We start from the raw sequence: 20,283 nt of genomic DNA, 5'->3' as shown, positions 1-20,283 counted from the left end.
CAGCCACAGAGATAACCAGGCAATGCATCAGCAATTCACCCGCAGTAAATAAACCATACATAGATAAATTAACCATTCAAAACCATATTTTTATATGCAGTATCTTCCAGAATTGAAATAATATTGGACTGTGACGGTGTCAGTTTTCGCTCTGCATACCAGATCAGCCCAATATCAATATAAATATTTTCCATTTCAAGCGGTATAATATCAATCACGCCGGATTTCTTAAAATAATCTGCAAGCTGTTTTGATAAAAATCCAATCGCCTCAGTTTCCTGCAATACCCCAATATTGGTCAGTGTGGATAATGATTCCAGATAACGCTTGGACAGATTTACCTTTTTATTCAGCAGGAATTCTTCAATAATGGTCCGGGTCGAAGCAAATACCGGTGCCAGTACCATCGGATAATTGGATAAATCTGCCCAGTTGATCTGTTCCTTCTGAAACAATGGGTGAGCACTTTTCGCGACAATAACAATGGGATCCTTGTACAAATGTTTGGTTTTAAACTCAAGGCCCAGCGGTTTGTCCGATAGATTACCAATGGCCACATCCACCTCGCCGGCCCTGAGCAATGCCAACAGAGCATCTGAGCTGCCTTCCTTTGCTGAAATACTGGCAATGATATTGTCATTACTGATAGTTGACACAAATTTTGGAAATAACGATAAGGAAATGGAAGGCAATATACCAATGGAAATACTGGTGTCCCGTCCCTCACTGATTGCCACCAGTTCATCCCGTGCAGATGCAATTTCATTTAAAATGGTTTTTGCATGCTTAAGTAAGGTGACTCCGGCCCTGGTCGGTATCATTCCCCTGGTGGAACGCTCAAAAAGCTTGATATTCAGACCATCTTCAAAATCTGCAAGGGTTTTTGAAACTGCCGGTTGGGTTACATTTAAAAAACTTGCGGCCTTGCCAATATGACGCATTTCATCCAGCGTCACCAGTAATTGCAAATGTTTTAATTTTAAATTCGAGCGTAAATAATTATCGATTTTAGCCATAATATATAATTTACTCCAATTCCATTTACTTCAAACAGACCTTATGTATTTCTCTTTTATATACAGGTCTCTTCTGCTTAAATCAGCCCATTCATTATGGGCTTTTTTTAAGAAAAATGCATAAAATAAATGTAAATTTTAGTCAAAATTTCATCCTGATACTTTATAATGAAAACGCTGATTTTAAAACGTCCGGAATGCCAGTTCAGCAGCAATGGGATATAACAGAATCATTGTATCACTGATCTGATTCCCACTCGCCATAACAATATCTACAGACTCAAAGCATTCAGTTGTGTTCAGCTATCGATTCGCTGATCGATCAATAGAACCACCCCAGAATAAAAAGCAGATTGCCCGTTCAGGCAATCTGCTTTTAGCGTCCGCTTACTCGGTTGGCTGCTTTCTTACTCTATTCTCTTAGCTTCCTTAGCCCCTTTATTTTACTGAATCGCTGAAACCGAAATGATTCATCTGAAAACAGATGAATCAGCCCATCGGATACAGTTTAAATAAGCAGGTTTTTAAGAGGTCAACGCAGCATAGTGGCCACAATGGAACAGTAAGGGTTCTGCCTGATCATGCTGTCTCAGACCCGTGACCAGTCCAACAAACAGGGTATGATCTCCACAGGGATAAGCGAACTTTAACTCAGTGACCAGCTGCACACAGGCATTTTCAATGACTGGAAAACCATTCAGATATTCAAACTCAGGTTCAAAATTCTCAGAACGCTTGCCGGCAAAATGGTTACTGACCTGAAGCTGTTCAGCAGTCAGAATACTGATGCCAAAACGCTCACCCAGGGTAATTTTCTCATGCGATGCGGCACGATTTGCAACAGAAACAATCACCATTGCCGGGTCCAGTGAGCCTGACATAAACGCATTGGCGGTCATGGCATGCACCTGATTTTCATGCTGTGATGAAATGACCACCACGCCGGTTGCAAATTTCCCCATTGCATTGCGAAAATCGCGCTCATTAAAATCAACATCCATTTGGCTGGCCCTGACAATACTCATCATTTCACCCAATGTTGTCTCTGCAAGATTTGCTACTGCCATTGTTCATCTCCTTTCAGAACAGTACAGATCGTGATGATCAAGCATTTTTACGAATCAGAATACTGACATCGTCAGGATTAATTAAGTCCGGTACAGTCCATCCATTGATGTCATATTCATCCATCGCAGACTGTGCAAAGTCCTTGCAATAATCCAGTAAGCCTGTCCCCTGTGCAGCAAATAAATTGGTTTGCCGGGTGAGATCATTACTACCGATATAGTTAATTTCATAGAGTTCATGTCGGGCACCGAACTCTGTGCCAATGGAATCCCACAGTAATTTCATGACCTTGACACGCTCCATGGCATCCTTGCCATTTGAACCACGGACATAGGTGTCCAGATATTTGCGGATTTCCGGGTTTTTAAAATCATCAGCATGCGAGTTCAAATAGATCAACCCACTTGCAACAATCTGTTCAATGATATTTTTAATGCGGGGCATTGCCGTCTGGTTCATGACCCGATAGGCACCTGCATGATGCGGATCCGGTCGGATCATACCCTGCCACGCAATCCCGCTTTTGGCCATGGCATCCGAGAGTGCCCAGAAAGTATTGCGCCATGCAATCACTTCGCCCATCTGCGACATGACGCCATGAAATTTCTCGGAACCTGTAATTTCCAGGGCTTTTGCAAGTGTTCCCACCAGAAAATCCAGTTTGACCGCAAAACGGGTACAGCCATGCAAAGACGCTCTTTCCAGAAATCCTGAACCGATATTGAACGCATTGGCCTGTTCAAGGTTGTTATAAATGAAGACATCTTCCCAGGGAATGAATACATTATCCATGACGATAATGGCATCGTTTTCATCCATACGGCTGGACAATGGATAATCAAAGGGACTGCCTAAAACAGCGGCCCGATATTCATTGGAAACACGGCACAATAATTTCACACCAGGCGCATTGGTCGGCATCATAAACACCGGGGTATATGCCGGGTCCTGAATGGGCACCTGTCCCACATGACCAATAAAGGTGTAATGAGTCAGCACTGAACCTGTTGCCACAACTTTTGCACCGGAAACATAAATTCCCTTATCGTCTTCCTTAACCACACGGACAAATACATCCTTACCGGCATCAGCTCCCATGCCACGGTCCACCGGTGGGTTTAAAATGGCGTGGTTAATAAACCAGGTTTTTTCCTGCGCCTTGCGATACCAGCGGCGTGCGTTGTCTTCAAAACCTTTGTAGAAATCTGCATTGGCACCCAGCGAACCCAGCAGACAGCCCTTATAATCGGGAGAACGGCCCATCCATCCCCAGGAAATACGCTGCCACTCTGCAATGGCATCACGCGCAGCCAATTGCTCCTCAATGCTGTGTGCCGCACGGAAAAAGCGGTGTGTATAACCTCCCCACTCTGTGGGTACAGTCAGAATATCCTTACGTTCAGGGTCATGCAACGAGTCATACATTCGGGCAATCATTCGTGCTGAATTACGGAATGCCGGGTGTTCTGCCACATTTTTAACACGCTCACCATAAATCCAGACTTCACGATCATCATTCAGACTTTCCAGGTATTCCTGACCTGTAAATGGAATGTAATCTTTATTTATATTCTCATTTGCTTGTTGATGCATACCTTTCTCCATTAATTTAAACGCTATATTTTTCCATAAACGCTTTATCCTGGTTTTAAATGTTTTATTCGCCTCAAACATTTTCACTTGGTTTAAAAAAAGGTAACAACGATATATTATATCGTCCAATAATGAATTAATATGTGATTTATAACTTTAAACTTATAACCCAAATGATTCATGGTGATATTTTTAGACAAAAAAACAAAAATACAATTAAAATACAAACAATTATAATTTAAATAAAATTACAGGCAGATACAAACACCCCTATATAAAATAGGGGAATAGTTAAATAACAAAAACCTATACCACCCTACTATTATAAACTATCAAAAGAACAATAATGGTGCCTATTGTGATTATTATAAAGCACCACTTAAATAAAATGCACTCATATTGTACACTTTATATTGCAAAGGCCCAATAGATGAACCATTTAAATACTTTTGATATATTTTTTACTGAAGCTCCTTGCTTCCCGGTCAACTTCAATAACGGTCTCAATATCCGTATACTTTTTATTTTCAAGCGTGTTTAATACCTGCTCAATCAGCTGGACAATGCCAATATAGTCAATCTGCGAATGCATATAGGCATCTACAGCCACATCATTTGCCGCATTCAGAATAGCGCCGGACACACCTCCCGACTGAATGACGCTTTTTACCAGTTGCACTGCCGGAAAACGCTGAGCTGCCGGTTGCTGAAACGTCAGTACGGCACCTGTAAATAAATCCGGCAGGGATTCTTCTGAATGAAAACTCCTGAAAATGGACCAGTCCAGCGCGACCGCAATGGATTTATTCAGATCAGGATTGACCGCCTGCAGCAGGTTGGAATCATTACTGATTCTGATAATGGAGTGAACTTTATGCTGCGGATGTATGGTGAGATCCAGCATATTTTCGCTCAATGCACAAAAATGACTGAGGTTAACTAACTCCTGTCCCTTATCCATCAGCGTGGATGAATTAATCAATTGCTTCAGCTCATTCCTGGTGACCGATTTTTTTACAATATCGTCCGGCTTGACCTGTTTTAGCTCACTGAGCGGCATATACAACAGCGAGCCACCTGAAGCTGCCAATAAAACCTGTGAAATCTCCATATGCTGAAAATCATCTTTATCCTGCCGGTTAAAATACGTTAACAGCCTGTGCTTAATTAAATTGTATTCATAGTTAATGGGCAAAATGACAGCCCGACTGACTTCAGCCGCCTGCATCAGCAGGCTGCCTGCCATCATTAAGATATCGGTATGCGCCAGCAACAGTCGTTTCCCGGCCTTAACCGCAGCAAAACATGAAGGCAATGCCGCCACACCACTTAAGGCTGAAACAACAATATCAACAGATGAATGTGAAGAAACCGCAATCATCCCTGTTTCACCGGTCATGATGTCCGTCTTGATCTGATTTTCCCGGAACAGCTTCTGTAATTGATCCTGCTTATTTGCCGGGACGACCACAATACGTGGTCGGTATACTCTGCACATTTCCACCAGCTGTTCCAATGCCCCAGATGCAGAGATTGCAAAAATGGAATATTGTTCAGGCTGGCTGGCCAGTAATGCCAGCGTACGTTTGCTGATTTCATTAGTGGATTCAAGTACAGTGACATTGCATCTCATATTTTTACCTATATTCTTTCATCACTTTTCAAATTTAATGCAATCGATCCGGTACGTTTTCAAGCAATTGAATGAGCGAATAACTCATGCCCCTGGCAATTTCAATGGCTTCATCCTCCAGTCCCTGCACAATCGCTTTCACCAGGTTTTCATGTATCTGCTGACTGGGTTCCTGTAAGCGGTGGTCCAGTATGATCTGCCTGGTATAAGCCAGGCTTGAGTTGACAAAATAACGGTAGGTACCATAGAGCGCCTGGTTATGGCAGGAGGCAGCTATGGCCAGGTGCAGATCCCGTTCAATCATCAGAAATTCATCCAGCGCTTGCTGATAATCCGCATTGGAACGCTTTTCCAGAAAATAAAAAATGTTCTGAATGTCTTCATCAGTTCTGCGTTGTGCAGCAAAACGGGCCACCTCAATGTCCAGGATATAACGGATTTCCAGATGATCACGCAGATAAGCATGGTTCACCATCAGAATGGATTCTGAGAAATCATCGACAGCACGGACATAAGTGCCATCGCCCTGACAGACTTCCAGCACCCCCAGATAAGCCAGTATTTTTACGGCTTCCCGAACAGTATTACGGCCTATGCCAAAAATTTCACTCAGTTCAGCTTCGGCTGGAATCCGTTCATTCATTTTCCAGGTTTGATTCTGAATATTGCGTCTGATGGCCTGAATGGTTTCATCCACCAATGAATTTTTTTTGATTTTGTTCAGCATCACATCAGCTCAATGTAGATAAAACATGGAATGATACTATCATCCCATGTTTAAATGAGCAATGTTTAACCACCTACTCCCCCGGCAACGGCTCAGTCAATGAGCATCAACCGGCCCTGAGTTACAAAGCCCTGATAGACGTCTGGGTCAGCCTTATGTCTGCCTGAAAAAAATGCCATAAACCATGCTGGTTGATGGCATATTTCATGATGAATCCGTTTTATTTGACCACCAGTAACGGCACATTCGTATTCCTGAAAATTGTGGTCGTTACACTACCCAGGAAAAACTGCTGGATTTTACTGTGACTGAACGCCCCCAGCAGAATCATCTGAATCTGATGCTGCTGCTGATAATCAAGAATATTTTCAGCTACATCACCATAACGGTATTCAACCACAACATCCATACCGGCATCCCTGAGGAACTGAGCCGGTTCATTTAAAATTTCGGGATGATCACCGACGTACAGCAAATGACATTGCAGCTGACGCAACAAATCACTTCTGGCAACACGTTTCAGCATTTTCTGAACAGTTTCGGAAAGTTCGTAGGCAAAAATAAACCTTGTGGGCGGTTTAAAGCCATCACCCACCGTTAAAACCGGGCATTTGGCACCACGAATAAAGTTCTCAACATTCCCACCAATGATTTTATGTTTCTCCGCAGAGCGTTCACCCACCCGGCCGATCACCACGAAATCATTTTCGGTCAGTACCTGAAAACTCTGCTCCAGGAAGTCACCTTTTTCCTGAATACGGGCGGGCGTAATCCCATATTTTTCAGAAATCATATCCGAAATATGCTGAAGTAAATTATTGCTGTAATCCAGTGCAAGCTCACTCTGCTTCTGCTCAAGTTCTGCCAGCTCCTTCAGCAGCATGGCATTACTTTCAAAGCCAATCACACCACTGATCTCACCCAGGTGGTAACTCGCCGGATAATAATCAAGCACCTGTAACAACACCAGTTCACGCTGAGTTTTCTGCGCAACCCACGCTGCGGCCTCAGCAAGTGCATTAATACAGGGTGAAGAATCTATACAGGCAATCACACGATTCATTTTAGTCTCTCCTACCGGTCTGAACAGCCCCGGTTTTTATATTTATGATTTTAAGCTAGCATAACTGATCAGGGTGTTGGACTGTTTTAATGTAATCAATGTCAGGGCTTTATATGATATGCGTACAGAACATGCATCAGTCACGGTAACGGATGAATTTCGCCGGGTTCCCTGCAACAATCTCCCTTGTCCCGACGGATCGGGTCACCATACTGTTCATTCCAATGACAGCCTGTGCTGCAATTCTGACACCATCCTTCACACCGGTATGCGCCCCTAGCCAGACATCCCTTTCAATTTCAATGCCCCTGGAACGCACTGCCTGCTGATACACCGGCTGACTCAGTGCCATACCATGATCAAAAGCATATAAATGACAATATGCCGCCATACGCACCTGATCATGCAGCTTAATCCCGGCACGACCACCATCCAGAATACAATGATGATTAATGGCAACTTCATGACCAATATGCAACGGCCCATGCAGGGTACAATCTGCAGCAATAAAACTATGGTCACCAATGACAATTTTACGCCCGGGTTCAGCAAAAATATGGGCCAGTGGCGAAATAAAGCAGTTTTCGCCAATTTCAATAGTTTCAACGGACATTAAATATTGCTGATATTCATGCTGCCATTGTTCCGCCCAGCTGCGGTTTTTCGGTTTCAGTGACCAATAGAGCCACGGCATGTAATTCAGACGGTGCTTATGCTGTTCACGATATTGCAGCAAAGCGCCCTGCTCAGTCATGCTGTTGCTCCACAATGATTAACTGTTCACGTCCACGGGTCATATCCTGAATTTTTAATGCCAGTGGATCAAGCAGATGCAGCGCCGGCATCGCCTCAATGTCGACACCATCTGTTGTGTACCGCTCGATATATTCAATATCCTGCCGCTGTAATTCATATTGCATGATGGCCCACTCATGAAAAGTACAGCTGAAACGGACTTTTTTCCTTTCCACCAATTCAGTTTTTTCTGCCAGCAACAGACACTGACCGGCACAGCCGCCATAGGCACGGGCCAGGCCACCGGTGCCCAATTTAATTCCGCCATACCAGCGGTTGACCAGTACAATACTGTTGGTCAGTTCATGTGCTTCAATGGCATTCAGAATCGGCCGGCCGGCCGTTCCGGATGGTTCACCGTCGTCATTAAACCGGACACTATGGCCGATTTTCCACGCCCAGCACTGATGGGTTGCCGATGCATCTGCATATTTGTGCAGGAAATCCCTGAGCTGCTGTTCATTTTCCACAGGCGCTGCAATCGCCTGAAAGCGACTTTTTTTAATTTCCTGTTCACAGGTGGTTTCAGATACAAGACTGACAGGCATAATTGGTTTCTTTTATGGCGTCCATTTTCAAAAGCCGACTTTTATTCAGCCTTAAAACGTTCATTCACCCCTGAAAATTCAATTAAACCTTGAAGTCATCGCCCAGATATACTTCACGTACTGTCTCATCAGCCAATACTTCCTCCGGTGTTCCAGCCGCAATCACTGCACCCTCACTGACAATATAGGCATGCTCACAGATAGCCAGCGTTTCCCTGACATTATGATCAGTAATCAACACCCCGATGCCCCTGTTTTTCAACTGACGGATAATATCCTTAATATCACCCACAGAAATCGGGTCCACCCCGGCAAAGGGTTCATCCAGCAACATGAATTTGGGATCAGCGGCCAGTGCACGGGCAATTTCAGCACGCCGGCGTTCCCCCCCGGATACGCTCATGCCCAGTGAATCCTTAATGTGTGAAATTTTAAAATCTTCCAGTAATTCCTTCAGTCGTTGCTTGCGCTGCTGCTTGTTCAGATCCTTACGGGTTTCCAGAATGGCCATAATATTCTGGGCAATGGTCAGTTTCCTGAAAATGGATGCTTCCTGCGGCAGGTAGCCAATGCCCTTACGGGCACGCTCATGCATGGCTAGATCGGAAATATCCAGCTCATCCAGATGAATTTCGCCCTTATCCATCCGCACCAGGCCCACCACCATATAAAAACTGGTGGTTTTACCGGCACCGTTAGGGCCGAGCAGGCCAACAATCTGCCCACTCTGCATGGTAAAGGAGACATCCCTGACCACCCAGCGCTTGTTATAAACTTTTGCCAGATGCTTAATGCACAGGGTCTGTGGCTGGTTTGGCTGAGTCATCAGTTACGTGCCCCCGGAAATGATCGGCTGCTGGAGGGCGGGACAATAATCTGAATCCGGCCTTTGTCTGAACCACCCACATCAGAGCTGCCTGAGGCTTCAATATCCCCCTTGTTCATGCTGTATTTCAGACTGTTGCCGCGAATACTGGCGCCGTCCTGATACAAATAGGCATTCCCGATTAAATTAATGATGCCGGTTTCAGCATTGTAAATAATTTTCTGCGCTTCACCGCGGGCAATGCCCTTATTACTGTCCAGCTGTTGTTGAAATCTGGCCGGAGAACCGGTTGCCGTCACAGTACTGATCTGCTTACTCTTATTCAGTTGTGCCACAATTGAAGCAGCCTGTAATTTCATGGTGCCCTGCTCAACAACCACATTACCGGAATAAGTCATCAAACCGGTTTTTTCGCTATAAGTTGCCCGGTCTGCCGCCAGCGAAATCTGCTGACTACGATCTGAAGACAGCGCAAAAGTCATTGCAGAAGCCATGCATATTCCTGCGGTGATCAATACTTTTGCAAGGAAAGTTTTAGAAAAATAAAGTGATTCAGTGTGGTGCATACTTTCCTCGAATATTAAAGAATTCGTATTGACCTTCATTCAGATTTGCCTGTAAACCATTGCTGACAAATGTACCATTCGGTGAGGTCACCGTAACCTGATGAATTGTTTCCATTGTCCGCCGCTTAGGATAACCCGTCAGCTGATCCGTCTCAAAAACCATTGTACCCTGCCCGCCAATTTTAGTCGCCTTGACATTACCGGTTAAAATAACTTTCTCATTGTCATTGTACCCCTGCGCCTGCCGGGCAAAGAAGGTGGAATCCACCTGCTCATTGTGATACATCGACGCATGAAGATTGGTCAGCCGAGACGTTTTTTTCTGTACATCCTGTTGCAGACGGTCCACATCTGCCCTGATATATAACCGTCCCTGCTCGTCTGTTTGCAGCAAATGAATACCTTCAGCAGAGTCGGTTCTATTCTGTGCAGAGTCTGCATCCAGTTTTTTCCCCTTACCACTGTACCAATAATATCCACCACTGACCGCTGCAATCACAATCGCGGTTATATATAAAACTCTAGTATCCATAAATGATCATCTGAAAACTTCAGGCAAATATCAGTATTTGCTTATTAATGTGGTATCGCTGTAAATTTTTCAAGTAGTTCCTGGTAAACGCCTTTTGCACTCAGCAACATATCGCAGACTTCCCGGACTGCCCCACGCCCGCCCATTGCCTGGGTTACCAGATCAGCTCGGCGACGGACCTCAATATGGCCATTGGGCACTGTCACTTTCATACCGGCAATTGCAAATGCAGACAGATCAGGCCAGTCATCGCCCATATACAGACAGTCTTCCGGCAGAAGCTGAAACTGCGCACAGGCTTCCCTTAAGGCCACGCCCTTGTCTTCACGTCCCTGAAAAACCAGATCAACCCCCAGGTCAGACATGCGCTTTTCAACAATATGACTTTTACGGCCGGTAATAATAATGACTTTCATACCCGCCTGCTGCACCAGTTTCATTCCCAGCCCATCACGGATATCAAAGGATTTAATTTCGTCACCGCTATTGGTCAGAGTCACAAAGCCATCACTTAAAATACCGTCCACATCCAGCACCAGTGCTTCCATATGGCGTGCCTGTTCCAGCAAAACATAAGATGCCATGCGTTAGTTTACTCCAGCCTGAATCAGGTCATGCATGCTGATGACACCAATCAGCTTATGTTCATCATCCACCACAATAAACTGACTGATTTTCTTTTCATTCATTTTTTCCAGCGCCTCAACTGCACGGGCTTCCTGAGAAATGGTGGCCGGATTTCTGATCATCACATCTGCAACCGGTAAACTGATATCAAAACCCTGCTGTCGGTCAATCAGACGCCGCAAATCACCATCGGTAAAAATCCCCAATAACCGGTCACTGGCATCAACCACTGTGGTTAAGCCCAGACGCTTATTGGATATTTCATACAATACTTTATTCATGGGCGTGTCCGGAGAGACTTTTGGCAATTCAGCACCTGTATGCATCAGGTGTTTTACATGCAAAAGTAGCCGTTTTCCCAATGCACCTGCAGGATGAGACATGGCAAAGTCGTCTGCGGTGAATCCGCGCGCATCCAGTAATGCAACCGCCAGTGCATCCCCCAGTACCAGCGTCGCTGTTGTACTTGATGTTGGCGCCAGTCCTAATGGACAAGCTTCCTGGATTTCCCCCAGGGTCAGGGCAACATCCGCGTTTTGCGGCATCGGCCCCCGATCATCGCCACTAATGGTAATCAAGGGCACCTGCAAATGTTTGATCAGCGGCATCAGCATCATAATTTCATCGCTTTTGCCTGAATTTGAGATGGCAATCAGCACATCACCACGCACCAGCATGCCCAGATCACCGTGCCCGGCCTCGCCCGGATGCATAAAAAATGAAGGGGTACCTGTTGAAGCAAAAGTCGCTGCCATTTTACGGCCAATATGACCTGATTTTCCCATGCCGGTAATCACCAGCCGTCCCCTGCATTGCAAAATGATTTCACAGGCACGGGTAAAACGTGCGTCGATCTGAGTGGCCAGCACCTGCAGGGCATGTTCTTCAATACGCAGGGTGTGCAGGGCAATTTTCTGGAAATCAATCTGATCTGACTGGCTGGATGGGTTCAAAGTGCGCTTACCTTAACTCTGCAAAGAGTTGTTTAATTTCAGTCTGAATATTTTTGTGCATTTTAGCATAGCAATGCAACGGACTGCTTTTCGAAATGTATAAATTTCATCTGTATAGAAAAATAACGTATAAAACTTTATGAAGTATGGCGCTTACGTTATGATAATCGACCTTTTATCAAATTTTTTTCAGATCAGCCATGCAACCATTTGTTCTATATAATTCCGAACAGCGTAAAAAAGTTGAATTTGTACCACGTCAGGAAGGACATATAGACATCTACGTGTGTGGCATGACGGTTTATGACTACTGTCATATTGGCCATGCCCGGGTCATGGTTGCCTTTGACCTGATTACCCGTTTTTTACGCAGCCAGGGCTGGAAGATCAGATATATCCGCAATATTACCGATATTGACGACAAGATCATTCAGCGTGCCAATGAAAATGGTGAGACCATCACCGAACTGACTGACCGTTTTATCCGGGCCATGAATGAAGATGCCGCACAGCTCGGCTGTCTGCCGCCGGATCAGGCGCCCCGGGCCACTGAATATATTGGCCAGATGCAGAACCTTATTGGCAATCTGGTGGAAAAAGGCACCGCATATCCTGCAAAAAATGGCGATGTCTATTTTGAAGTGGAAAAATTTGCAAAATATGGCCGTCTTTCCGGTCGTAAACTGGAAGATATGCAGGCCGGTGCTTCTGAACGTGTCGATGTGGAAGTAGAGAAAAAACACCCTTTTGACTTTGTGCTGTGGAAACACGCCAGGGAAAATGAACCATTCTGGGCTTCGCCCTGGGGTAATGGACGTCCCGGCTGGCATATTGAATGTTCTGCCATGTCGACCTGCTGCCTGGGCAACCATTTTGACATTCATGGTGGTGGTTCAGACTTATTGTTTCCACACCATGAAAATGAGATTGCCCAGAGTGAAGCGGCAACAGGTGAACAGTATGTAAACTACTGGATGCATGTCGGCTTTATTAATGTCGATGGGGAGAAAATGTCCAAATCGCTGGGGAATTTCTTTACGATTCGTGAGGTCATGCAGAAATTTCACCCGGAGGTCATCCGCTACTTTATTGTGTCCTCGCATTATCGCAGTCCTGTCAACTTTTCAGATGTTGCATTAAAGGAAGCCAAAACAGCCCTGTCCCGTTTTTACCATTCCTTTAAAGCCTATCAGCAGGCCTATGGCGAAAAAACCGTTGAAACCCTGGATGAGACCCTGGTGGAACGTTTTAATCAGGCTATGCGTGATGATTTTAATACCGCAGAAGCGCTGGCGGTATTATTTGAAGTCAATAAGGAATTGAATCGTGCAGTCAAGGATCAGCATGCTGAACAGGCCACGGTGTATTATTCCACCTTACGTCACCTCACCAATATTCTGAGTCTGGTGCAGCACAACGTGGATGACTTTCTTAAATCAGACATTGGTCAGGAAGCTTCTGGTCTGACAGAAACTGAAATTGAGGATTTCATTCAGCTACGCCAGAATGCAAAAAAAGCGAAGGAATTTGCGAAGGCAGATGAAATCCGTCAGTCCCTGCTTGACCGCGGTGTGGTGCTGGAAGATACCCGTCAGGGAACCATCTGGCGTCGTGCTGATTAATTCACCATTTAAGCGCATAGAGAGTTGACAGTTTAATGAAATTCTCTATAATGCTGATCCATATTGCGGGAATAGCTCAGTTGGTAGAGCATAACCTTGCCAAGGTTGGGGTCGGGAGTTCGAGTCTCCTTTCCCGCTCCAGAATTTAAAGCCCTGATTCATCATCAGGGCTTTTTTATTGTCCGACATCTTCCGCCACTATATATAGATATAGCAAAAATTCCCAGCGATACGGCAATAAATCAATATCTGCAAAAAAAATCTGTTATTTCCAACTCCGCCATACCGATCAATCCATAACATCTGACCCCTCCATATCGCTATATTCAGTTTTAAATTTCCATTCCATCACAATAAATTTATTTATAAAAAACATATATTTGTATAAAAGTTAAATACAGATTTCATAAATAAGCCTTAGGCTGATCATTAAAAATGCTTTTTAAATTAATTGTTATGTTATAACATAACAAATAACCAATTAATAATTCTGCGCTGAACTGACGACGGCACGAAATACCATGAAGTCAATATACTCTGTGAGCCTGCTGTTATTGCTTTCTGCATGCAGTCCATCACGGCAACCCATACAGAAGGTGGTGCAGCCACAACCGCTGGTTACACAGAACAGCCACACATCGCATGCACATCCACCTGTTTCAGCAACTTACCTCAATTGGTTAGCCCTCCCTGAACACCAGCAACAGGTACAGCAGTATAAAAACTTCCTGGGCCAATACCATCTGGCCAGTGTGGTTCCCGATGATGCGTTATTCCACAGTGCAAGAGACTGGCAAAAATGCAATGCGCAGGAGTTTGAGGTCCCGCCCCAGGCGCTGTGGCATAACATTGTTCCCACCCTCAGCATACTGAAACAACTGGTGGATCATAGAATTCTGACGGATTTCACAGTGACCTCGGTATATCGCAATTCATACCTGAATCGCTGTGCGGGCGGTGCAGATTCATCCCGCCATGTGTTGAATGCCGCACTGGATTTCCGGATCGGGCCTGAACAACCATCCATAGATGAGCAGGCACACATCCAGCTCACCAAAACTAGATTGTGCCAGTTCTGGGCGCAATATGGTGAACCACTGCATATGGGACTGGGCGTTTATGCATCCGGACAGATTCATATTGACAGCCTGGGATATCGTTCCTGGGGGCCGGATCATCTCAGTACCTCTTCAATATGTTTAAAGCGCCATGATTTCCCCGGGCATCCCACATGACGCAATCAATTATCTGAAAAATTTTATCCTCCAGACATGAGAGCAGCAGCCAATGGACAATACTTCCTTAGCCACATCCAGCAGACTTCCTGTAACGGTTTTATCCGGATTTTTAGGGGCTGGAAAAACCACGCTTTTAAATCATATCCTGAATAATCGTGAAGGCCGCCGTATCGCCGTCATCGTCAACGATATGTCAGAAGTCAATATTGACGCAGCCCTGGTCCGGGAAGGCGGTGCCGAACTTTCCCGGACTGACGAAAAACTGGTCGAAATGAGCAACGGCTGCATCTGCTGCACCCTGCGTGAAGATCTACTGGTGGAAGTCCGCCGGCTGGCAGAAGAACAGCGTTTTGACAACCTGGTTATTGAATCCACTGGGATTTCCGAGCCCTTGCCTGTTGCAGAAACCTTTACCTTTGAAGATGAACAAGGCGCTTCACTGAATGAGTTTGCCCGACTGGATACCATGGTTACCGTTGTGGATGGCTTTAATTTTTTACGGGATTATGGCTCAACCGATCATTTACAGGAACGTGGTGAATCACTGGGTGAACAGGATGAGCGTACTGTAGTGGATTTGTTGATTGATCAGATTGAATTCTGTGATGTGATCGTCCTGAACAAGGTCGACCTAATTAATGATGAGGAAAAAGAACGTTTATTTGCCATTCTGCACTCTCTGAACCCCAGAGCACATATTGAAGTTTCCGAGTTTGGCAAAGTCAATCTGGATAAGCTACTGAATACACAGTTATTTGACTTTAATGAAGCCGCCCAGGCACCGGGATGGTTAAAGGAGTTGCGCGGTGAGCATACCCCTGAAACTGAAGAATATGGCATCAGTAGCTTTGTCTATCGGGCCAGACGTCCGTTTCACCCTGAGCGTTTTTACCAGTTTGTGAATACTGACTGGCCTGGTGTGGTCCGCTCCAAAGGTTTCTTCTGGCTGGCGTCTGATCCATCTCTTGCCGGTTCATGGTCACAGGCCGGGGCAATGGCACGTCATGGTGTTGCCGGTTACTGGTGGGCTGCCGTTCCTCAGGAAAACTGGCCACAGGACCTTCAGAGCATTACAGCCATTGAAAACAATTGGGACCCGAAAACCGGCGATGCCCGTCAGGAAATTGTCATTATCGGCATGAACATGAATGAACAGGCATTGAGACATCAATTGGATGAATGTCTGTTAACAGACACGGAGATGGCGCAGGGACCTGAAAGCTGGATGCAGCTGGCTAATCCGTTCCCAGGCTGGAATGATGTTAGCGCATAACCGAATTTAATGAAAAGGCGCGATTCACCGGTCATCAATGGATTGCCGGTGAATCTTATATTTTTCAGGCTACCTGCATGGCAGTGAACATCGGAAACGAATTCTAAATATTCCACCCATTTTTCTAAGCTGCCTACATGGCAGTGAACAGTAAAATTAACACAAAAAATAAAGCTATAACAGTAGGTTAAGCTTTAAATCCAATCAAAGACCCAAGTTTCAACCCACGTTTATAACTTATTGATTTTATTAAGCTATTAAAGAGTATAAAAATATTGGGTTAAAATTCGGGTACGGAACTCTGTGAACTTAAACCATAGGTACTAAAAATCTGAGTTTCAGATTTTTCAGCGGGTTTCTTTTCAATGAACAACTTAAACCGTTTCTTATCTTGTTCATCAGAAGTACTTAAACTTAGCAATTGGATATAAGGTAAATCCGTTGTTATTACAGCATTGCTATAACGAACCAATGCTTCATCAAAACCAATATCACCACGCTTCACACGATGATGAGCCAAACGCTGCGGATTAGTTTTCACCTGTTTACGCTTATATCTGTCGTCCAGATTGACCTCCTCCCGAAAATGAGCTTCTCCAGCAATATATTTATACGGCGATATCCAGGGGAGGATTCAGCATATATTCAACCGACAGGACTTTTGCAAGCACATCCTCAGACAACAGATTTTCTTCACGGATTAACTCAATCACACTTTTACCTGACTCGGCTGCGCTCTTTGCAATCCGGGTGGTCGTTTCATAGCCAAGATAAGGATTCAATGCAGTCACAATACCAATCGAATTTTCCACATAGTCCTTACACTGTTGCTTATTGGCAGTAATGCTACTGATGCATTTTGTTTCAAACATCTGCATTGCATTACCCAGCAAATCCATTGACTCAAACAACTTAAAGGCAATAAGTGGCTCCATGGCATTTAACTGTAACTGACCTGCTTCAGCGGCAAATGTAACAGCCAGATCGTTGGCAATAACCTGAAATGCCGAAATATTCACTGCCTCCGGAATCACGGGATTCACTTTACCTGGCATAATCGAACTACCCGGCTGCCGGGCCTCCAGATTAATTTCATGAATCCCGGTACGGGGGCCACTGGACAACAACCTTAAGTCATTGGCAATTTTGGATAATTTAGTTGCAGTTCTTTTGAGCAGACTGGATAAAAGCACAAAATCACCCATATCTGAGGTTGCTTCAATTAAATCCGGTGCAGATTTAATGGTCTTCTGACTGATACCGGCCAGTGCCGTAACAGCAAGCTGAACATACCCGGCATGCGTATTGATACAGGTACCAATCGCAGTTCCGCCTAAATTTACATAACTCAGGCTGTCAGGAACAATGCTGTTGATTTTCGCGAGGTCTTTTTCCAGAGTTACCGCAAATGCATAAAACTCCTGCCCCAGCGTCATGGGTACGGCATCCTGCAACTGAGTTCGGCCCATTTTCAGGACATCACTGAATTGTTCAGCTTTCATTTTCAGACTGGAAATCAAGCTTTTGAAACGCAGATTCAAACGGTCCAGGTCAAATAATAACGCCAGCCGTATCGCTGTGGGATACACATCATTGGTCGACTGTGACATGTTGACATCATTATTCGGATGTAAATAACGGTACATGCCCTTGTCATGCCCCATGAACTCGAGCGCAATATTTGCAATCACTTCATTGGCATTCATATTGGTGGAGGTCCCTGCACCACCCTGCAACATATCCACAGGAAATTGCTCATGAAATTTACCGGAAATCAGTTGCTGACATGCATATACAATACTGTTGTACTTTTCCTGATCCAGTAGTCCCAACTGATGATTCGCTGCTGCACAGGCCTGTTTCACCATCGCCAGTGCTTTAACGAAATTAAAATGATCACCGATTTTCGCCTGGGTCAGATTGAAGTTCTCAACCGCTCTTAAGGTCTGAATACCAAAATAAAACTGCTGAGGAACTTCCTTTAAACCCAATAAATCTTTTTCAGTTCTGGATAGAATTTCTGCGTTCATGCTGACACTACACTTTAAATGCGTTGACTCATCATAAGCAGTGGAATTTTCTGTCGCTAATGCATTGTCATCTTTTGCTATGCGTTTTTTGCATAGTTTGATTTATAATAATTCCTGAATTGTCAGCTGCCCCTCATCATGAATTTAGAAATCAGATGGATTGAAGATTTACTCGCGCTTGAAAAAACCAGATCAATTTCAAAGGCTGCCGAGGTACGCTTCATCAGCCAGTCTGCCTTCACCAGACGCCTACAGCATATTGAACAAACCCTGGGTTTTCAGGTTGTTGAAAGAAACTTCAGAGACATTCAGTTTACCGAGGCGGGTCAGGTCCTTCTTTCAACTGCCCGGAATATTGCCCGGCAATTACACGAAACCATCACCCTTTTGCATAACATGGAAAAGGAAAATAATCTGTCCATCCGTTTTGCAGTTGCCCATTCACTGGCATCCAACTTCTTTTCGAACTTTATTAAATTATTTCCCGGAAATATTGCCAACTTCAAACTGGAAATTATTGCCACCAATGTCAACGAAGGTATTAACCTGTTAAAGGAAGGCTCCTGTGACTTTATGATCTGCTATGCAGATACCCAGTTAATCTCCACCATCAATTCCAGCATTCTGTCCTATATGAAAATCGGGGAAACCGATATTATTCCGGTCACGCTGATGGATCAGCATCAACATAAAAAATTCAATATTCATCAGAATTTCCCGCTCATCACCTACAGCCCCAAAGCCTATCTGAGACTGCTGGTCAACAAACTGCTGATTGCAGAGCATCTGAATTACCGGGTTTTATACGAAACGGATAATGCCAACAATGTAAAGGATCTGGTCCTGCAGGGCCTGGGGATTGCCTGGCTACCGGAACTGACCGTCAGCAATGAATTATCTGCCGGTCAATTGGCAATCTGCGATGAGCGGCTGATTTACAGAAATCAGCGAATTTATATTTTTAAAAGTAATCTGATGCACCGGGAATCGATTTTAATGCTGTGGGAAAAGCTGATACAGCACCAATCGGCAACTGACCAGAATCATTCATAAATAAATCCAATATGGATGTATGTTTTAAATTTTAGATGGGTAAATTGAGTTTACAGACGGCTGAATGCCTGCGTGATGAGAATGGAACGCCACGGATTATGCCCCGTAAGCGAATAATTCTGATAGATATAAATGGTGGGCCCACCGTGACTCGAACACGGGACCAACGGATTATGAGTCCGCTGCTCTAACCAACTGAGCTATAGGCCCTAAACTTAAATCATATTTTATGTATGATTAATGCTGCCTGATCTTAGTCAAATTTAACTTAAATTACAAGCAGATGATTTTATCAAATTACTGAAAATAATGTTAAAAATCATAAACTGCGCTGATTTTATCTGATCTTCCCAGCTTGAGTAAAGATCATATTGCACTATTTTGATCATTAATAAGACATCCAATTTTTTTCATCTGGTGTTTTAGGATATGTATTTTCCTGAAAACTCGTATTACACTGCTGCGACGCAAAGCCTATGATGATAAACATGAAAAAATTTTTAGGAAAATCTATTTTTAAAGCAACAGGTTGGGAATATAACGTTGACCCAGGCATTTTAGAAAAAAAACAAGTCATTATTGGCTTTGAGCATACCTCAAATCTGGATACCATCCTCTCCCTCGCTTTATTTGAAATTTTAGAACTTAAAATTCATACCCTAATCAAAAAAGAATTATTCAAAGGCCCGTTGAAACCAGTCTTAGAACGTTTAGGCGGCATTGCAGTCGACCGTAAAGCCAATAAAGATATCGTGACGCAAATGGTTGAGCTATTTAATCAAAATGACAGCTTTAATCTAGTGATTGCGCCTGAAGCAACACGTGCAAAAGATGGTGAAGAGCGCAAACCTATCCGCACTGGTTTTTGGCATATCGCCAAAGCCGCCAATGTGCCGATTATTTTGATGTATGCCAATGCACGCACTAAACAAGGCGGAATTTTAGGTAAAATTTACCCAACAGATTTGCAACAAGATTTAGAAAAAATCAAAGCACTTTATGCTGAGTATGATATTGATGTGAAAATTAACTAAATTATTCCATCTATTTGATCAATCTTTGATACTTGATCAAGATTTTAAATTTTGAATATTGGCTCCGAGAGTTTTCAACAAAACCA

The 20,283-nt window shown here is 44.2% G+C and carries 19 protein-coding genes, 2 tRNA genes and 1 pseudogene; 6 read left to right on the top strand and 16 right to left on the bottom strand.

From position 1 onward, the window contains the following. Window positions 1–68: 68 nt before the first annotated feature. The 13 genes from ACT6PV_RS05915 to ACT6PV_RS05855 form a co-directional block, all read right to left on the bottom strand. Window positions 69–1,016, bottom strand: coding sequence for a LysR family transcriptional regulator (locus ACT6PV_RS05915; RefSeq protein WP_445115519.1), 948 nt, complete (start codon window positions 1,014–1,016; stop codon window positions 69–71). A gap of 524 nt (window positions 1,017–1,540) precedes the next feature. Next, a complete protein-coding gene (locus tag ACT6PV_RS05910; protein WP_445115518.1) occupies window positions 1,541–2,083 on the bottom strand; it encodes a flavin reductase family protein in 543 nt (180 codons plus the stop codon). Between the two features lie 37 nt (window positions 2,084–2,120). Beyond that, window positions 2,121–3,677 carry a 4-hydroxyphenylacetate 3-hydroxylase N-terminal domain-containing protein gene (locus tag ACT6PV_RS05905; protein ID WP_445115517.1) on the bottom strand — a complete coding sequence of 519 codons (1,557 nt, stop codon included), beginning with the start codon at window positions 3,675–3,677 and terminating at the stop codon, window positions 2,121–2,123. Between the two features lie 439 nt (window positions 3,678–4,116). Next, complete coding sequence (locus tag ACT6PV_RS05900; RefSeq protein ID WP_445115516.1) at window positions 4,117–5,310, bottom strand: hypothetical protein; 1,194 nt, start codon at window positions 5,308–5,310, stop codon at window positions 4,117–4,119. A gap of 34 nt (window positions 5,311–5,344) precedes the next feature. Continuing rightward, window positions 5,345–6,037 carry a FadR/GntR family transcriptional regulator gene (locus tag ACT6PV_RS05895; protein WP_445115515.1) on the bottom strand — a complete coding sequence of 231 codons (693 nt, stop codon included), beginning with the start codon at window positions 6,035–6,037 and terminating at the stop codon, window positions 5,345–5,347. Between the two features lie 220 nt (window positions 6,038–6,257). Then, window positions 6,258–7,100 (bottom strand): universal stress protein, encoded by an 843-nt coding sequence (locus ACT6PV_RS05890; RefSeq protein WP_445115514.1) that lies wholly within the window; start codon window positions 7,098–7,100, stop codon window positions 6,258–6,260. Between the two features lie 136 nt (window positions 7,101–7,236). Next, the gene (locus ACT6PV_RS05885; protein ID WP_445115513.1) at window positions 7,237–7,854 is read right to left on the bottom strand and encodes an acyltransferase; all 618 of its coding nucleotides are present in this window, start codon (window positions 7,852–7,854) and stop codon (window positions 7,237–7,239) included. Then, on the bottom strand, window positions 7,847–8,443 hold the full coding sequence (locus ACT6PV_RS05880; protein ID WP_445115512.1) for an IMPACT family protein: 597 nt from the start codon (window positions 8,441–8,443) through the stop codon (window positions 7,847–7,849). The genes ACT6PV_RS05885 and ACT6PV_RS05880 overlap by 8 nt, the downstream gene beginning before the upstream one ends. 82 nt (window positions 8,444–8,525) lie before the next feature. Continuing rightward, entirely contained in the window at window positions 8,526–9,269 is a 744-nt protein-coding gene (gene lptB / locus ACT6PV_RS05875; RefSeq protein WP_445115511.1) for an LPS export ABC transporter ATP-binding protein, read from the bottom strand. Next, the gene (gene lptA / locus ACT6PV_RS05870; protein ID WP_445115510.1) at window positions 9,269–9,835 is read right to left on the bottom strand and encodes a lipopolysaccharide transport periplasmic protein LptA; all 567 of its coding nucleotides are present in this window, start codon (window positions 9,833–9,835) and stop codon (window positions 9,269–9,271) included. The genes lptB and lptA overlap by 1 nt, the downstream gene beginning before the upstream one ends. Continuing rightward, complete coding sequence (lptC, locus tag ACT6PV_RS05865) at window positions 9,822–10,367, bottom strand: LPS export ABC transporter periplasmic protein LptC (protein ID WP_445115509.1); 546 nt, start codon at window positions 10,365–10,367, stop codon at window positions 9,822–9,824. The genes lptA and lptC overlap by 14 nt, the downstream gene beginning before the upstream one ends. Before the next feature lie 44 nt (window positions 10,368–10,411). Next, entirely contained in the window at window positions 10,412–10,951 is a 540-nt protein-coding gene (locus tag ACT6PV_RS05860; protein WP_445115508.1) for a KdsC family phosphatase, read from the bottom strand. 3 nt (window positions 10,952–10,954) lie between these two features. Then, window positions 10,955–11,920 carry a KpsF/GutQ family sugar-phosphate isomerase gene (locus ACT6PV_RS05855; protein ID WP_445117041.1) on the bottom strand — a complete coding sequence of 322 codons (966 nt, stop codon included), beginning with the start codon at window positions 11,918–11,920 and terminating at the stop codon, window positions 10,955–10,957. 227 nt (window positions 11,921–12,147) lie between these two features. Between ACT6PV_RS05855 and cysS the strand changes: the two genes are divergently transcribed. From cysS to zigA, 4 genes are all read left to right on the top strand, one after another. After that, complete coding sequence (gene cysS / locus ACT6PV_RS05850) at window positions 12,148–13,569, top strand: cysteine--tRNA ligase (RefSeq protein ID WP_445115507.1); 1,422 nt, start codon at window positions 12,148–12,150, stop codon at window positions 13,567–13,569. Window positions 13,570–13,634: 65 nt separating this feature from the next. Then, window positions 13,635–13,710: transfer RNA gene (locus tag ACT6PV_RS05845), tRNA-Gly, on the top strand. Window positions 13,711–14,090: 380 nt separating this feature from the next. Further along, window positions 14,091–14,804 carry a D-Ala-D-Ala carboxypeptidase family metallohydrolase gene (locus ACT6PV_RS05840; protein ID WP_445115506.1) on the top strand — a complete coding sequence of 238 codons (714 nt, stop codon included), beginning with the start codon at window positions 14,091–14,093 and terminating at the stop codon, window positions 14,802–14,804. Between the two features lie 52 nt (window positions 14,805–14,856). After that, window positions 14,857–16,080 carry a zinc metallochaperone GTPase ZigA gene (zigA, locus tag ACT6PV_RS05835; protein ID WP_445115505.1) on the top strand — a complete coding sequence of 408 codons (1,224 nt, stop codon included), beginning with the start codon at window positions 14,857–14,859 and terminating at the stop codon, window positions 16,078–16,080. A 280-nt stretch (window positions 16,081–16,360) separates the two neighbouring features. Here the strand turns inward: zigA and ACT6PV_RS05830 are convergent. After that, window positions 16,361–16,636: pseudogene (locus ACT6PV_RS05830) on the bottom strand (type I-F CRISPR-associated endoribonuclease Cas6/Csy4); the annotation flags it as partial. A 52-nt stretch (window positions 16,637–16,688) separates the two neighbouring features. Beyond that, a complete protein-coding gene (locus tag ACT6PV_RS05825; RefSeq protein ID WP_445115504.1) occupies window positions 16,689–18,110 on the bottom strand; it encodes an aspartate ammonia-lyase in 1,422 nt (473 codons plus the stop codon). A gap of 138 nt (window positions 18,111–18,248) precedes the next feature. Between ACT6PV_RS05825 and ACT6PV_RS05820 the strand changes: the two genes are divergently transcribed. Beyond that, complete coding sequence (locus tag ACT6PV_RS05820; RefSeq protein ID WP_445115503.1) at window positions 18,249–19,163, top strand: LysR substrate-binding domain-containing protein; 915 nt, start codon at window positions 18,249–18,251, stop codon at window positions 19,161–19,163. 133 nt (window positions 19,164–19,296) lie between these two features. Here ACT6PV_RS05820 and ACT6PV_RS05815 read toward each other — a convergent pair. Beyond that, window positions 19,297–19,373, bottom strand: a tRNA-Ile gene (locus tag ACT6PV_RS05815). A gap of 278 nt (window positions 19,374–19,651) precedes the next feature. On the opposite strand from ACT6PV_RS05815, the gene ACT6PV_RS05810 reads away from it, so the two are divergent. Beyond that, window positions 19,652–20,197 carry a 1-acyl-sn-glycerol-3-phosphate acyltransferase gene (locus tag ACT6PV_RS05810; protein ID WP_445115502.1) on the top strand — a complete coding sequence of 182 codons (546 nt, stop codon included), beginning with the start codon at window positions 19,652–19,654 and terminating at the stop codon, window positions 20,195–20,197. The last annotated feature ends 86 nt before the right edge of the window (window positions 20,198–20,283 follow it).

Source organism: Acinetobacter sp. WZC-1, assembly GCF_052544965.1.
This window is presented reverse-complemented; position numbering and strand designations above follow the sequence as displayed.

What these genes read in the sequence shown, in the direction of transcription:
- ACT6PV_RS05915 (WP_445115519.1), bottom strand. Translation starts at nt 1,016, where the DNA reads ATGGCTAAAATCGATAATTATTTACGCTCGAATTTAAAATTAAAACAT.
- ACT6PV_RS05910 (WP_445115518.1), bottom strand. Translation starts at nt 2,083, where the DNA reads ATGGCAGTAGCAAATCTTGCAGAGACAACATTGGGTGAAATGATGAGT.
- ACT6PV_RS05905 (WP_445115517.1), bottom strand. Translation starts at nt 3,677, where the DNA reads ATGCATCAACAAGCAAATGAGAATATAAATAAAGATTACATTCCATTT.
- ACT6PV_RS05900 (WP_445115516.1), bottom strand. Translation starts at nt 5,310, where the DNA reads ATGAGATGCAATGTCACTGTACTTGAATCCACTAATGAAATCAGCAAA.
- ACT6PV_RS05895 (WP_445115515.1), bottom strand. Translation starts at nt 6,037, where the DNA reads ATGCTGAACAAAATCAAAAAAAATTCATTGGTGGATGAAACCATTCAG.
- ACT6PV_RS05890 (WP_445115514.1), bottom strand. Translation starts at nt 7,100, where the DNA reads ATGAATCGTGTGATTGCCTGTATAGATTCTTCACCCTGTATTAATGCA.
- ACT6PV_RS05885 (WP_445115513.1), bottom strand. Translation starts at nt 7,854, where the DNA reads ATGACTGAGCAGGGCGCTTTGCTGCAATATCGTGAACAGCATAAGCAC.
- ACT6PV_RS05880 (WP_445115512.1), bottom strand. Translation starts at nt 8,443, where the DNA reads ATGCCTGTCAGTCTTGTATCTGAAACCACCTGTGAACAGGAAATTAAA.
- lptB (WP_445115511.1), bottom strand. Translation starts at nt 9,269, where the DNA reads ATGACTCAGCCAAACCAGCCACAGACCCTGTGCATTAAGCATCTGGCA.
- lptA (WP_445115510.1), bottom strand. Translation starts at nt 9,835, where the DNA reads ATGCACCACACTGAATCACTTTATTTTTCTAAAACTTTCCTTGCAAAA.
- lptC (WP_445115509.1), bottom strand. Translation starts at nt 10,367, where the DNA reads ATGGATACTAGAGTTTTATATATAACCGCGATTGTGATTGCAGCGGTC.
- ACT6PV_RS05860 (WP_445115508.1), bottom strand. Translation starts at nt 10,951, where the DNA reads ATGGCATCTTATGTTTTGCTGGAACAGGCACGCCATATGGAAGCACTG.
- cysS (WP_445115507.1), top strand. Translation starts at nt 12,148, where the DNA reads ATGCAACCATTTGTTCTATATAATTCCGAACAGCGTAAAAAAGTTGAA.
- ACT6PV_RS05840 (WP_445115506.1), top strand. Translation starts at nt 14,091, where the DNA reads ATGAAGTCAATATACTCTGTGAGCCTGCTGTTATTGCTTTCTGCATGC.
- zigA (WP_445115505.1), top strand. Translation starts at nt 14,857, where the DNA reads ATGGACAATACTTCCTTAGCCACATCCAGCAGACTTCCTGTAACGGTT.
- ACT6PV_RS05825 (WP_445115504.1), bottom strand. Translation starts at nt 18,110, where the DNA reads ATGAACGCAGAAATTCTATCCAGAACTGAAAAAGATTTATTGGGTTTA.
- ACT6PV_RS05820 (WP_445115503.1), top strand. Translation starts at nt 18,249, where the DNA reads ATGAATTTAGAAATCAGATGGATTGAAGATTTACTCGCGCTTGAAAAA.
- ACT6PV_RS05810 (WP_445115502.1), top strand. Translation starts at nt 19,652, where the DNA reads ATGAAAAAATTTTTAGGAAAATCTATTTTTAAAGCAACAGGTTGGGAA.